Consider the following 14,420-nt stretch of genomic DNA (forward strand, 5'->3'; position numbering starts at 1 on the left):
TCAATTGCCCGGGTGACTGGCGATGAACGCGTCGATGGTGCGCGCCAGCGTGATCATCGGCACTCCTCCGCCCTTGACCACCGCATCGTTGAACAGACGCAGATCGTAACGGGCGCCGAGCGCCTGCTGCGCCCGGGTGCGCAGCCGGTTGATCTCGCTGTGACCGACCTTGTATCCACAGGCCTGGCTTGGCCACGCGCAGTACCTGTCCACTTCGCCGGATACTTCCTCGACGCTCGAGCCATTGGTGCTGGCGAACCAGTCGATGGCCTGCTGGCGCGTCCAGCGGCGGGCGTGTAACCCCGTATCGACCACGAGCCGGCAGGCACGAAAGGAGATGGATTGCAGATAGCCGAGACGGCCGAACGGATCCTCGTCGTAAACACCGAGCTCGTTCGCCAGCTGTTCGGCGTACAACGCCCAGCCTTCGGAATACGCGTTGAACGCGAGCAACGAACGCGCCAGCGGTAGTTTGAAGGTGTACTCGCCCTGCCACACGTGGCCCGGAATCGATTCGTGATAGGTGAGCGTCGGCGTGTTGTACGTGGTGAATCCGCTCATCGTAAACATGTTGATCCAGAACTTGCCGGGCACCTTGCCGTCGATGGTGCCGGGCCCGCCGTACGCGGCCGGCGCGCCGGGCTCGATTTCCGGGGCCATGCGCTTGATCTCGAAATTGCCCGGGACCAGCGTGGCGAACGCACGCGGCAGGCGCTTGCGCATGTCCACGACACGCCCGTTGAGGAAGGCCATGAGTTTGGCGCGGCCCGCGTCGCTTTCCTCGAAGCCGAAGCGCGCCTGCTTGCCCAGCGCGGTCATGCGTTCGCCAACGGTACCCTGCGACAGGCCCTGTTTCCTGAGGATGGCGTCCATCTCGGACTGCAGTGCGCGCAGCTCTTCCTGGCCGCGATCATGGATTTCATCCGGCGTCATGTGCGTAGTGGTGCCGGCACGCAAAACCCAGGCGTAGTAGTCGGCGCCGCGCGGCAGCTTCCACACGCCGGCATCGGCGGTGGCGCGCTGGCGATGCGTTTCCAGTTCGGCGATCTGCCGGTCGAGCGCGGGCGCCACTTTGTCAGCGGCGAGTTGTGCGGCGCGGGCTGCGAAATTCCCCGGCATCTGCTGCGTGCGCTTCGCCAGCGAAGTGACCAGCGACCAGTCGGCGACCTTGCCGCCGCGCGCCAGCCTGATCTGCTTCAGCGTCTTGTCGAGCAGGAAATCCGGCGCGACCACGTTCTGCGCGGCTGCGCTTTTCAGCCGGCCGGTCTCTCCATCGAGCTGGCCAGCATAGGCTTCGAGGCGCGCGAGATACGCGTCGGCATCCGCCGCCGTCGTCACCGTGTGCTGCTCGTCGAGCATCCCCGGAATCTCGAGGAACGCGCCGGTGTTCTGCGCGACGACGTACGGCGCATTGCGCCACGACCATTGCGAATTGAGCAGCGCGACGTCGCCGTACGGAAACGCGAAGCCTTCGAGCGCGAATTCGTGTGCGGTGCGCATCACATCGACGTCGATCCGCACTGCGGGGCTCAGCGCGGCATCGTCGATCGACTTCATGCGTTCGAGCCGCGCCGCAACTCGGCGCGCGATGCTCTCCTGCCCGGCCGCCGATCGATCGGACAGCTTCGATTTCAGCGCAGCGCGCGCGCCGCTGTCGATGCCGAGCATCGTCGCGCTTTCCGGGTAGTCGACCAGCAGTTCTTCGGTGAATGCCGCCAGCAGTTCCTCGGCGGCGGCATCCTTGGCTGGTGCCGCGGCGACGGACGAGAGACCGGTGGCGGCCAGCGCGGCGCCGGTGCCGATGACAAAATCGCGACGATTCGTGCTCATGGAGCAGCCTCTGCAGGAAAGGGTTGGTTGCGCGGATCATAACTTCCCGCGCCGCCGCCCGGGGAGCGCCGAGGTCTACTCGTGCCGCAGGGCGTCGATCGGCGCCAGGTTCGCGGCGCGGCGCGCCGGCAGGATGCCGAACAACATCCCGACCAGCGCGGAAAAACCCGTGGCGCCGACGATGGCCCACCACGGCACGGCCGGCGGCGGAAAATGCGGGATCATCTTCGCGGCCAGCACACCTAACAACCAGCCGATCCCGATGCCGATGATGCCGCCGATCACCGCCAGCACCATGGCCTCGATCAGGAACTGCATGAGGATGAAACTGCGTGGCGCGCCGAGCGCCTTGGCGATGCCGATCTCGCGGGTACGTTCCGTGACCGACACCAGCATGATGTTCATGATGCCCACGCCGCCGACCAGCAGCGAAATCCCCACCACCGCCGAGATCACCACCGTGATGGTGCTCGACACGCGTTCGATGGTCTTGGTGATCGACTGCGACGTCTCCACCTTGAAGTCGTCGCTGTCCTTGGGGCCGATCCGGTGCGCACGGCGCAGCAGCGCGGTGATGCGGCTGGTGACGTCGTTGACCGCGTCCAGGTTGTCGACCGTCAACATGATCTGCATGTCCGGTTCGCGGTCCGGGCCCGCCAGCGCGCGGCCGGTTTCGAACGGAATCACCACATAGTTGTCGAGGCTCTGGCCGAACAATTCGCCGCGCGCCTCCATGACGCCGATGATCTTGAACCACTCGCCACCCACCTGGATGAACGTGCCGAGCGGATCGTCGGGTAGTTTGAGATCGGTGCGCGCCTTGTCGCCGAGCACGACGACGCGCCGGCGCGTGTCGTTGTCGCTGTCGGTGATGAAGCGGCCCAAGCGCGGATAGGACTGGTTCGCGAGCTGGAACCAGCTCGTGGTCGCCAGCACCTGCGCGCCGGTGGTGTGGCTGCCATTGCGTACACCGCCCGGTAGATTGAGGCCGGACAGCGGCGTCACGTTGCTGATGCCCGCGACGCGATACTTCACGAGCTCGAGATCGGCCGGACGCAGCATGTTCCACTTGCCGATCAGCCAGTCCTCGCGCGACGTGTCGGAGCGGATCTGCAACGCGTCGCCGCCGAAACCCTGGAATTCGTTCATCACCGAACGCGTGAGCCCCTGCAGCAGCGACACGATGCAGATCACCGAGGCCACGCCGATGATAACGCCGAGCATGGTGAGGAAACTGCGCATGCGATGCGAGCGGATGCTGGCGAGCGCGGAGCGCAGGCATTCCTGCAGCGCATAGAGCAGCGCCTGCAAGCGGTTGCCTTCGTCGATGGGCGCGTCGCCGACGCCGCTCATGCCGCCACCGTGCCCGGCTGCTCGCGGTCCTCGACGATGCGGCCGTCGTGCAGCCGCACCACGCGCCGGCAGTGGTCGGCGACCGCGGCATCGTGCGTCACGATGATGATGGTCATGCCGGCGCCATGCAGGTCGCCAAAGATGCTCATGATCTCGCGCGCGGTCTTGCTGTCGAGGTTGCCAGTGGGCTCATCGGCCAGCAGGACGTCCGGATTTCCTACCAGCGCGCGCGCGATCGCCACGCGTTGCCGCTGGCCGCCCGACAGCTCATTCGGCTTGTGCAGCGTGCGCGCCTCGAGTCCCACGCGCGCCAGCGCCGCATTCGCGCGTTCGCGCCGCACGGCGGGCGCGATGCCGCGGTAGATGAGCGGCTGCGCGACGTTGTCCGCGATCGTCGTGCGCGGCATCAGGTAGTAGCTCTGAAAGATGAAGCCGATCTTGCGATTGCGCACGCGCGCGAGCTGGTCTTCGCTGAGGCCCGCCACCGCTTCGCCGTCGAGCGTGTACGTGCCGGTGCTCGGCAGGTCGAGACAACCGAGCACGTTCATCATGGTCGACTTGCCCGAGCCCGAGGGACCTATCAACGCCAGGTATTCGTTGCGCGCGATGCTGAGGTTGATGTCGGCCAGCGCGACGAGCTCGGTCGTACCCATCTGGTACGTCTTGCCGATGCCTTGCAGCTCGATCACGGTTATTTCTTCGCGGCCGGTTCGGTCTTGGCGGTATTGATCTTCACTTTCTCGCCGTCGAGCAGGAACAGCAGCGTCTTCGCCGGGCCCACCACCACTTGCTCGCCTTGTTTCAGCCCGGAGACGATGGCGATGTAGCTGTCGTCGGCGGTGCCGGTGGTGACGGTGCGTTTCTTCACGCTGCCGTCGCCGTACACGAAGACGCTGGCCACCGATTTCTCGGCCTGCGCGGATTGGTCCGGATTGTCTTCATAACGCAGCGACTGCACGGGCACCGCCAACACCTTCGGAGCGTCGTCCGATGCGGTCAGCACCTCGGCACGGCAACTCATGCCGGGGTGGAAGACCACGTCCGCGGTATTGGTCAGGCGGATGCGGACCGGATAGTTCTTGTTCTGCCCGACCACGAAACGCGGCGCGATGGCGACCTGATCGACCTTGCCGAGCAGCACCTTGTCGGGAAACGCAGCCGGCACGACGCGTGCGTCGGCGCCCACGCGCACACGCGCGATGTCGGTTTCGTCGACGTTGATCTCGGCATCGATGCTGGTCGTGTCGGCGACGTCGACCAGCGTCGAGCCGGCGATTCCCGAGAAGCTCGGCACGGCGGTCTGACCCACCTTCACGTAGATAGCCGTCACCTTGCCGTTGAGCGGCGAGCGGATTTCGGTCTTGGCGAGCTGCTCTGCGGCCTGGCTCAACTGCGCTTGCGCCTGCGAGAGCGCTTCGCGGCTGGTGCGCAGATCGACTTCCGCCAGGTTTCGCAGCGAGGTGAGCTCCTGCAGGCTGTTTGCGTCGTACAGGCCCTTTTCCTGCAGCGCCTCGAAGCGCTTGAGCTTCACGACCTGCGCGTCGAAATCCACCTGCCGCCGCTCGATGCTCAGGCGCGCCTGCCGCACCAGTGCCTGCGCCTGCTCGATCTGCGCGCGTGGCGCGGCGGGATCGAGCCGCATGAGCAACTGGTCCTTCGTAACCTGGTCGCCCTCTTTCACGAGGATTTCCTTGACGCGGCCGGTGACTTCCGGCGCCAGCGTCACCTGGCTTTCGTAGGTGAGTGTGCCGGAGGCGAGCACGGTGGGTGTGAGAGCGCGCGGCGCGACGCGCTCGAGATCGACCACCTTGCTGGTGTCGTCGCGCGTGAGCTTGAGCACTACCGGGATCGCGATCAGCGCGACGACGGCGCCGACCGCGATCCATTGTTTACGCGTCATGCCGGCAGCTTACTTGAAAGCAATCGCGGCCCAGATGCCGTAAATGACGACCCCGGGCAGCAACACGAAGACCGCGCTGAAGCCCAGCGAGCGGCCGCTCCAGGTACGCACGCCGATGATCGCCAGCACCCAGCTGAGCAGCGCCTGGATCGTCAGCGTATCGAGCAGCGTCTGGCCCGGGCTTCCGACCGGGCGGTGGACGACGAGTTCGTTCAACGATAGCGGCGACAGCACTCCGGGCCCTATCTGTGTGCTGTTGCTGGTCGCCAGAAGAATCGCCGTGACCAGGGCACTGATCACCGCGGGCAATGCGCTCCAGCTCGTGAGCACGAACCAGTGCTTGAAACCCACGGGCACCTTCGTGACCTTTGCCGCCAGCCAGTAGTACAGCGATGACAGCAGGTACACGATGGGAATCGCGACGAACGTGCCGATCACGGAACCCCACAGCAACGTGCCGCGGCTGATCATGCCCATGGCGTGGGCGCGATCGGCTTCGGGCAACTTCTGCACGTCCGGGTTGTTGCCGTACAACGCGTCCTTGAGCCAATCGACGTCGACGATGCTGTAGTACCAGTACACGACGGCGGCCGTGGACAACACGACGGCCAGCAGTGGAAACCAGTAGCGTGGACGTTCGCGCAGTTCGGTGAATGCCGTGGAAGGTGCCGTCGCCAGGGCGCCGGCCAGCTCGAGGTTGTTCATCGGATCCCTCTTTGAATCGTTGTCTTGCAGGGCAGGTCCCGCCGGAAAGGTATGTCGGCCAAACCGGTTATGCAACTGCCCACAAACTACCGCCCGGGAGAGGCCGCGGAAGCGCTACCGGTGCTTGATTTTCTCTTCCGGCTTCAGGCCCGACACCACTTCGATATTGATGCCATCCGACAGGCCGGTCTTGATCTCGCGTTTTTCGAACTTCTGCGGCGTGGTCTCGACCTCGACGAAGGATTTCTTGTCCTCGATGAGCAGGTTGCCTTCGTTGATCGCCAGCGCCGCTTCGCGTTTGTCGAGCACGATGTCCGCGTTGGCGCTGTAGTTCGACCGCAGGAACAGATCCTTGTCGAGCGTGACCGCGGCGCGGATGGTGAACTTGATCGTTCCCTGGTCGGTCACGCCCTTGGGCGCGATGTATTCGAGCGTCGCCTTGAACGGTTTCCCCTCGAGCGCACCGACATTGAGGATCAGCTCCATCCCCTGCCTGAGCTTGCCCACCTCGGATTCGTCGACCAGCCCTTCGAAGATCATGTCGCTCATGTCGGCCAGCGTGGCGACCGACGTGCCGGATTGGAACGTGCTGGATTCGAGGATGAAAGAACCTTCCTTGTTAGGCACGTCGAGCACGGTGCCGTCGATGGTCGCGGGAATCAGGTTCGATACGTTGGCGGAATCCTTCGTGGCGCCGGTCTTGAGCAGCAGCAGTGTGTCCTCGGCCGAGGCCACGGCCTGCTTCTGCAGATCGTAATTGGTGACGTAGGTGTTGAACTGCGACTCGGAGATCACCTTCGTCTCGAGCAGCTTCTTGTAGCGCTCGAGGTCCGCCGCCTGGTTGCGCAGACTGATCCGTGCAGCCGCCACCTGCGCCTCCGCCGAACTCACGTTGAGCATGTTCGGCCGCAGCGAGATGCGCGCGATGACGGCGCCTTTTTTCACGGTCTGCCCGGCGGTCACGTACAGCCTGTCGACCACGCCGGACACCTGCGACTTCACTTCGATCTCGCGACGCGGGATCACTTTGCCGGTCGCGACGGTTTTCTTGATGATGGTCATCTTCACCGGGCTGTCGAGCGTGTAGACCACCGCCGCGCCCTGCGACTTGCGGTACAGGAAAACGATGGTGCCGACGAACACTACCGCGATGACGCCGAGAACCAGGAATTTCAGGATTCGTTTCATTCTTTATTCGTCCTGCAACGCAGTGATCGGATTGACCGCGGCCGCCTTGGACGCGGGCATGATGGAAGCGAGTACACCCGAGACGATCAGCACCAGCAAAGCGACCATCGCGGTCTTGAAATCCATTTGCGGGTGGGAGAAGAAATTCACCTTGCCACCGCTGGCATCCAGCATCTTCGAGATGGTCTCGAGCAGCAACGCACCCACGACCAGGCCGCTGTACCCGGCGACCGCGGTGATGAACAGCGATTCCTGCATGATCATCCCGACGATGGACGTCGGCGTGGCGCCGAGCGCCTTGCGCAGCCCGATCTCGCGGGTGCGCTCCTTGACCACGATGAGCATGATGTTGCCGACGCCCACGGCGCCCGCGAAGATCGTGCCGACGGCCACCACCCAGCTGAAGACCTTGATGCCGGCAAACAGGCCCTGCACCTTGTCGAATTCATCCTGCAGATTGAAGCTGCCGAACACTCCCTTGTCGTCCGGGCTCACCTTCTTGAGCTGCGAGAGGTACTTCTTCACCTCGTCTTCGGTGATCTTCGCGTGGATGCCGGGCTTCGGGATGATCATGAAACTGCCGACGTAGCCGGTCTGGTTGAACGCGTAGCGCAGTGTATCGTTCGGTAGATAGATCTTCTCGTCTTCCTGCTGCTGGTTGCCCTGCTGCAGGGATTCCGTCACGCCGACGACGTGGAAGCTGATGCCGTTGATCGTGATGTCGGCGCCCACCGCGCTCTCGCCCTTGGCGAACAACTGGTCGCGCACACGTTTGCCGATCAGCGCGACCTTGCGCCGCTCCCGCTCATCGAGCGCGTTGATCGAGCGGCCTTCGAGGATCTTGAAGGCGGCGATCTTTTCGATGTCCTGGAATCCGCCCTGCACGCTGAAGGCGCCGTTCTTCGATTTGTGCACGGAGAACGGCGGACTGCCCTCCCACACGCCGACCGAGTTCTGCCCCTTGATGACACCGACGCTCGCGACGTTCTTCGCGACGGCGGCCACGTCCTCGGGCGTGAAGCCGATGTCGCGGCCGATCGGCATGCCCATGTAGGGAAGCTGCGTCTTGCCCTGGCCCCAGATGTAGATGAAGTTCGAAACACGCGGAAAACCTTCGTTCACGCCGTTCTCGAAACCCTTGCCGGAGCCTAACAACACCGTGAGCATGAAGATGCCCCAGAACACGCCGAAGGCGGTGAGCGCGGTGCGCAGCTTGTGCTGGCTCAGCGTGTTGAAGATCTCCTGCCACTTTTCCGTGTCGATGAACATGGCCTACTCCGCGCGCATCGCTTCGATCGGGGTGATCTTCGCCGCGCGCAGCGCCGGCATGAGCCCCGCGAGCACTCCGACACCGACCAGCAGCGCGATGGCGGTCATCGCCACCTGGAAGTTCACTTCCGGATTCATGAAATACGGCATCTGCGCGCCCGCCTTGCGCAGCCCGAACGCGATCAGCTCGAGCAGCCCAACGCCGCATACGAGGCCGACGTAGCCGGCAACGGCGGTCACCAGCGTCGACTCCAGCAGCAAGGTGCTCACGATGGTGAACGGCGTCGCGCCGAGCGCCTTTCTGATGCCGATCTCGCGCGTGCGCTCCTTCACCGTGATGATCATGATGTTGCTGATGCCGACGATGCCGGCCATCAGCGTGCCCAGGCCCACGAACCAGATGAATACGTTGATGCCGGTGAACAGGCCGGTGATCCGCTTGGCGGGCTCGGCCATGTTGAACGAGCCGATGCCGCGATTGTCGTCGGGCGACACGTTGTGGCGGCGCTTCACCAGCGCGACCACCTTCTTCTCGAGCTCGAAGCCGTCGACGCCGGGTTCGGGCCGCATCCAGATGTTGTCGAGCCGGCCGCCGCCGCCAAAAACCGTTTCGTACGTCGTCTGCGGTAGATAGATCGCGTCGGATCCCTGGCCGCGGTTCACCTTGTCGTGAAAGACGCCGACGACTTTCATCACGACGTCTTTGACGCGCACGTCCTTGCCCACCGGGTCGACACCCTTGTCGAACAGCCGCTCGACGACGTTCACCCCGAGCGCCACCACCTTGCGCGTCTCGCCGACATCCAGCGGGTTCGTGCGCCGGCCGAAGGTGAAAGGAATCTCGTTCTTCAACACGAAGAACGAATCCGGGATGCCGTGCATGTTGGCGTTGCTGTTCTTCTTGCCGTAGGTCACGGTGACGCCGTACTGCGCACGGTCGCCCGAGATGATGCGCACGCCGCCGATCTGCCGGGCGATGGCCTGTACGTCTGCTTCTTCGAGCTTGATCTTGCGGCCCAGGCCCATGCCTTGGTACGCCACGCTCGTGTCGCCGGAATACAGCACGATGATGTCGAGCGGTTCGTTGCCGAAATCCTGCATCACGCCGTTCTGCATGCCGCGGCCGGCGCCCAACAACAGGATGAGCATGAAGATGCCCCAGAACACGCCGAACGCCGTGAGCGCGGTGCGCAGCTTGTTCTGGCGCAGCGTGAAGAGGATTTCCTGCAGGCCGTCGAGCATGGCTCAGGCCGCGTCGTGCAACGTGCGCGAAGAAGTCACGAGGCCGTCCTTGAGGACGATCTGGCGCTGCGTCTGGTTCGCGACGTCCTGCTCGTGTGTGACGATGATCATCGTGTTGCCACGCTGGTGGATGTCCTTGAGCAGCGACATGATCTCCTGCGTGGTCTTGCTGTCGAGCGCGCCCGTCGGCTCGTCGGTGAGGATGACCTTGGGATTGCCGACCAGTGCGCGCGCGATCGCGACGCGCTGTTTCTGCCCACCGGACAGTTGATTCGGCATGAAGGTCTTGCGGTCCGAGAGCCCGACCATGTCCAGAAACTGCTCGGCGCGGTGGTTGCGCTCCTTGCGGCCGACTCCCTGGTAGTAGAGTGGCAGTGCAACATTTTCCGCGGCGTTCTTGAACGGCAGCAGGTTGAAGGACTGGAACACGAACCCGAGCGTGCGATTGCGCAGGCGCGCCGCCTCGGTCTCGCCGAGATTTCGCACCAGCTGGCCGGCAAGTTCGTAGGTGCCGGAGTCGTAGCTGTCCAGCACGCCCAGGATATTCAACAGCGTGGACTTGCCCGATCCCGACGAACCCATGATGGACACCATCTCGCCCTCGCGGATGTGCAGATCGATGCCCTTGAGCACGTGCAGGGATTGCTCCCCGGTGCGGTAGTACTTGTGAATGCCCTGCAGCTTGATCATGGTCGGGAATGTCTCACGATGCCGCCGGCGGGCAACCCTTTTGTTTGACGAGCCAGGTGCTCTTCCGGTTGCACACGCAGCAATCTGCCCACGGCCCGTTACGGCGGCAGTTTCTACTACACTCGTGGCTTATTCTATGACATTTGTCATAGGAAGAGCGGTGGTCAGCCGGCCGGCTTCCGGGAGCTCAGCGCGCCGCGCACTTCGCGCAGCTTCTGCTTGACCGCCGCGGCGTTTTCGCTGCCCATGCGGATCAAGGCCTTCTGACCCGCGGAGAGCGACTCGAGCTTCGGGTCGGCAAACTCGTATTGAACGTTCGGCTGCGCGAGTGCGATCGGGCCCGGCACATCGGGTGTCGCGAGCAGCAGATCGATCACTTCGATCACGCGGTCGTTGAAATACTGCGGCGGATGGCCGAGGTTTTCGTACGACTCCTGGAACAGCGGGTAGTAGCGCACATAGGTCGCGACCAGCCGCTGCGTATCGGTCGAGCGCAACAGCTGCACCATCGGCCGGTAACGCTCGTAGTTAGCGGGGTCGAGCACCAGCGCGTCCTCCGCCCCGCTGACCATGAAACCACCCGGCGGCGATTTTATCGGCCGCAGCCGTTCCGCCACTTTCTCTTCCGACAGGTTGTCGACGGACACCACGATGTGCCGGATCAGCTCGTCCGTGACGATGAATCTCTCGACCGACTCCACCCCGAAAAGATCGGCCAACGCGTTCTGCATCGGCACGCTGCTGTCGTCGAGCGCCGGCAGCGCATCGTTTCCATCGGATGCGGGAACCGGGTGCTTGATCGCCGGCTCCGCGGGCGTCACGGGCTGCGGCGGCACCGCCACGACGGGATCTGCGGACGGCGCCGGCTTGCGGCTTTGCGAGAAGTAGAGGATGCCGCCGATGGTCAGGCCGACCACGGCTACGCCCGCGGCTGCGTATTTGAAGTTTTCGTTCATGGGTTGTCTGACAGCGATCGCAGGCAGTCGTTCCGGCGGCGAGGGAGGTGTTACTGCGACTGCTGCTGGCCGATGTCGGTGGGGGCAGCAGTGTCACGACTGGCCAGGGCGCGGAAACACATCGCCACGAAGAGCAGCACGACCAGCGAGTAGATAGCCAGCTTGACCCGGCCGGGCAGCATCGCGAACGACAAACGCGGCGCCTCCCCGCCCGGCGTACCGCCAACCGGCGACGCGATGGGCACGCTCCGCGGCTTGACTGCCGCATGCAGGTGCGCCACCAGGTGCGCTGCCAGGTTCGCGGTGTCATCACCTGGCGAGGGCCCATTCGGTATCTTGGCAAGCATCTGCACGAGCTTCTGCGTGGCGTTTTCCCGCGACAATGCCGCCAGCCCGGCGGCCTCCATCCAGGGATCGACACCCGACCTCGCGAGCGCCGACAGCATGGTCAGATGCATCCCGTTTGCATCCTCGGCGATCGGGGTAAACAGGAAAGCGTTCATATCGGTGCGGAGCGGATCTGTCATGTAGAGAGCGTGCGTCCTTGGCGGGGCTGGCAGTGTAGGCGCAAGACGCCAGCGAGATGCGGCGATCGGGTGCAGCCGGCACGAATGGACGCCCACTGGCAATTTGCGGGCCCGGCAGCGCTGTTTACTGCGCTGCTTTTTCCTGAATGTAGATCGCGCGTTCATGCGAGAACGCCTTGAAACCGAATACACCGTGATAGCTGCCCATGCCGCTTTGATTGACCCCACCGAACGGCAGCCGGTTCTCCAGGTAGTGGGAGAAAAATCCGTTGATCGTCACGCCGCCCGATGAAGTCCGTTCGAGCACCTTGTCGATGGTGTTTTGATCATTGCTGTAGAGATACAGCGCCAGCGGTTTCCCGCGCCGCGAGATGTGGCCGATGACTTCATCGATATTCTTGTAGGTAACCACCGGCACGATCGGGGCAAAGATCTCCTCCTGCATGATCGACATGTCGGCAGTGACATCGGTGAGCATCGTCGGGTGGATAGTCCGGTCCGCCGGTTCCAGCGTGCCACCCACCGCGACCTTGGCGCCCTTGGCGATGGCATCGTCGAAGAGCTTTCTGATTCGCGCAAAGTTCTGGTCGTTGACGATCTGGGCGATGTTCTCCTTCTTGAGACTGCCGTCGTCGCGGTAGAGATTCTGCTTCACCTTCGCCCGGAATTCCTCGATCAACACGCCCTGCTGCTGCTCCTTGACGAATACGTAGTCAGGGCTGATGCAGGCTTGCCCGCCGTTGAACTGCTTGGCTGCCGCGAGGTCCGCCGCGACCTTCTTCACGTCCGCGCCGTCATCGACGATGACCGGCGATTTCCCGCCGAGCTCCAGCGTGACGGTAGATAGGTTCTTCGCCGCCGCGGTCATCACCAGCTTGCCGACGCGTGTGCTGCCCGTGAAGAAGATATGGCTGAACGGCAGCTCGAGCAACGCGGTGGCCACGTCGACCCCGCCTTCGAACAAGGCGACTTCCTTTTCCTCGAAGGCCTGCTTGACGATCTTCGCGGCGACGGCCGCGGTCGCCGGGCACAGATCCGTCAACTTGACCATGCAGCAGTTGCCGGCTGCGACGGCGGCCGCCAGAGGCCCGAACGTCAGCCCGAGCGGAAAGTTCCAGGGGCCGAGAATGAGGCACACACCGCGCGCCTCGGAAACGATCCGCGCCTTGTCGTTCTTGTTCTGCGAGGGAACGACTTCGACGGGTTTCATCCACTCGTCGAGGTTATCGATGTTCCGCTGGATGTTGCCGACGACGCCGAGGATCTCCGTCACCCGGACTTCGCCTTCCGGCTTGCGCGTGTCCTGCATCACCGCCGCCACGATCTGCTCGGCGTGAGCCTCCACGGCTGCTTTCAGCCGCGCGAGTTTTTCCTTGCGTTGCGCGGCGGTCGAGGCCTTGGCCTCCCATTGATGCGCCTGCTGAAGATCGAAAATGCGCTGAAAGGCCGCAGTGGACACGTTGTCTCTCCACGAATGACGGCGATTTCCCGTCGGTGTCGTGTATTACAGCAAGTCTGCGGCGGGCCCTCGCCCGTGGACGCACGAAGTGTTGTCCCCCAACGAAGTGAGGGGCGGACGACGCCGCAAGCGTCTGAAGATCTACCTGCGGATCATCAGGACCACGTTGCCGTGACCGTAATTCGCTTGGCCGCCTTGAATGACACCCGCCAGCAGTTCGCCGCCGTTCACGGCGTAGAGAGTATTGGCGATGGTCTCGCCGGTGATCGTGAAGGTCACCTTGCCATCGGCGTACGTCCAGGTCCCGTCGATAGTCCCGTCGTCGGGTTCCAGTCCCGTTCCCGAATGCAGCGCGCCGGTGAACGTGCACGTGAACGTCCCGTTGGCATTGAAAATGATGGGACCGTGATACCCGATGACCTCCGGATCGCCCGACGGAACGTCGATGCCGACCTGCAGGTTCTCGAACTGATAGGTACCGACGATATCGGCCGCGGTGATGGTGCCTTCGAGCTTTGCCACGCGGTCCGACACCGAATTGATTGCCGTCACGAGCGCCTGAAAGTTGGCGTTGACCTCGCTCGCCTTGGCGGGTGTACCCGAAGTGAACGTGTGCGGCACCGTAACCTGTGCGATGGCCGGATTGCCGAGCGTTCCGAGAGTGAGAAGGCAGATCAGTCCAAGATGGCGCATGCGATTTCTCTTGTTTTTGTTTTGGATGGATAGCTAGTCGCGGCAGCTCACTGCCAGATGACGGTATTCCAGCTGGCCGCGTCCCAGCTCAACAGCGCCGGCGTCACGGTGAGAGCGGTGGAACCGGTCACCGTGCCGGAGGTGGCGGAAACGGTGGTCGTGCCCCCGGTCACCGTCGTGACGGCACCCGCTGAATTGATGGTGGCGACCGCATTCGACGAACTCGCCCAGGTGGCGGTAGTCGTGAGATTGCGCGTGGTTCCATCGCTGTAGCTGCCCGTGGCGGTGAACTGCACCGTGGCGGCCAACAAGGTCGAGCCCGGGTTGGCGGGCGTGACCGCAATGGACGTCAGCGTCGCCGCGGGCGGCGCAGGGGGTGGGTTGTCGCTGTTCCCGCCACGACCGCAACCGGACAGCACGACGGCAAGCGCGAGAACGGCCGCTTTCTTATAGTTATTATTGAGCATGACCGTAACGTACGACTAACAACGTCGTCAGCATAGCAGAGCAACCGGCGCCGCCAATAGCCGCCTTCAAGATATTTGTTAGTTAGATCGCCCGCCATGGATCGCCGGGCCTTATACCTGTCATGCGAAACGGCGTTGACG

The 14,420-nt window shown here is 63.6% G+C and carries 14 protein-coding genes; all 14 read right to left on the bottom strand.

Annotation, left to right across the window (positions count from 1 at the left end):
- Entirely contained in the window at positions 1–1,830 is a 1,830-nt protein-coding gene (locus tag WDO72_05645) for a DUF885 family protein (protein ID MEJ0085142.1), read from the bottom strand.
- 75 nt (positions 1,831–1,905) lie between these two features.
- Entirely contained in the window at positions 1,906–3,183 is a 1,278-nt protein-coding gene (locus WDO72_05650; GenBank protein MEJ0085143.1) for an ABC transporter permease, read from the bottom strand.
- Complete coding sequence (locus WDO72_05655; protein MEJ0085144.1) at positions 3,180–3,872, bottom strand: ABC transporter ATP-binding protein; 693 nt, start codon at positions 3,870–3,872, stop codon at positions 3,180–3,182. The genes WDO72_05650 and WDO72_05655 overlap by 4 nt, the downstream gene beginning before the upstream one ends.
- Before the next feature lie 2 nt (positions 3,873–3,874).
- The gene (locus tag WDO72_05660; protein MEJ0085145.1) at positions 3,875–5,083 is read right to left on the bottom strand and encodes an efflux RND transporter periplasmic adaptor subunit; all 1,209 of its coding nucleotides are present in this window, start codon (positions 5,081–5,083) and stop codon (positions 3,875–3,877) included.
- A 9-nt stretch (positions 5,084–5,092) separates the two neighbouring features.
- Positions 5,093–5,788, bottom strand: a complete 696-nt coding sequence (locus tag WDO72_05665) for a YIP1 family protein (GenBank protein ID MEJ0085146.1) — start codon at positions 5,786–5,788, stop codon at positions 5,093–5,095.
- Between the two features lie 114 nt (positions 5,789–5,902).
- Positions 5,903–6,976 (bottom strand): efflux RND transporter periplasmic adaptor subunit, encoded by a 1,074-nt coding sequence (locus WDO72_05670; protein MEJ0085147.1) that lies wholly within the window; start codon positions 6,974–6,976, stop codon positions 5,903–5,905.
- Between the two features lie 3 nt (positions 6,977–6,979).
- Positions 6,980–8,245: an ABC transporter permease gene (locus WDO72_05675; GenBank protein MEJ0085148.1), complete on the bottom strand. Its 1,266-nt coding sequence runs from the start codon at positions 8,243–8,245 to the stop codon at positions 6,980–6,982.
- Positions 8,246–8,248: 3 nt separating this feature from the next.
- Positions 8,249–9,487, bottom strand: coding sequence for an ABC transporter permease (locus WDO72_05680; protein MEJ0085149.1), 1,239 nt, complete (start codon positions 9,485–9,487; stop codon positions 8,249–8,251).
- Positions 9,488–9,490: 3 nt separating this feature from the next.
- Complete coding sequence (locus tag WDO72_05685; GenBank protein MEJ0085150.1) at positions 9,491–10,177, bottom strand: ABC transporter ATP-binding protein; 687 nt, start codon at positions 10,175–10,177, stop codon at positions 9,491–9,493.
- A 164-nt stretch (positions 10,178–10,341) separates the two neighbouring features.
- The gene (locus WDO72_05690) at positions 10,342–11,133 is read right to left on the bottom strand and encodes a DUF3014 domain-containing protein (GenBank protein ID MEJ0085151.1); all 792 of its coding nucleotides are present in this window, start codon (positions 11,131–11,133) and stop codon (positions 10,342–10,344) included.
- Between the two features lie 50 nt (positions 11,134–11,183).
- Positions 11,184–11,660, bottom strand: coding sequence for a hypothetical protein (locus WDO72_05695; protein ID MEJ0085152.1), 477 nt, complete (start codon positions 11,658–11,660; stop codon positions 11,184–11,186).
- Positions 11,661–11,784: 124 nt separating this feature from the next.
- Positions 11,785–13,119 (bottom strand): aldehyde dehydrogenase family protein, encoded by a 1,335-nt coding sequence (locus WDO72_05700; GenBank protein ID MEJ0085153.1) that lies wholly within the window; start codon positions 13,117–13,119, stop codon positions 11,785–11,787.
- A gap of 141 nt (positions 13,120–13,260) precedes the next feature.
- Positions 13,261–13,812, bottom strand: a complete 552-nt coding sequence (locus WDO72_05705; GenBank protein ID MEJ0085154.1) for a hypothetical protein — start codon at positions 13,810–13,812, stop codon at positions 13,261–13,263.
- A gap of 47 nt (positions 13,813–13,859) precedes the next feature.
- Entirely contained in the window at positions 13,860–14,279 is a 420-nt protein-coding gene (locus WDO72_05710; protein ID MEJ0085155.1) for an Ig-like domain-containing protein, read from the bottom strand.
- Between the last annotated feature and the right edge of the window lie 141 nt (positions 14,280–14,420).

The sequence above is a fragment of the Pseudomonadota bacterium genome, from assembly GCA_037200975.1.
Taxonomy (GTDB): domain Bacteria; phylum Pseudomonadota; class Gammaproteobacteria; order Steroidobacterales; family Steroidobacteraceae; genus CADEED01.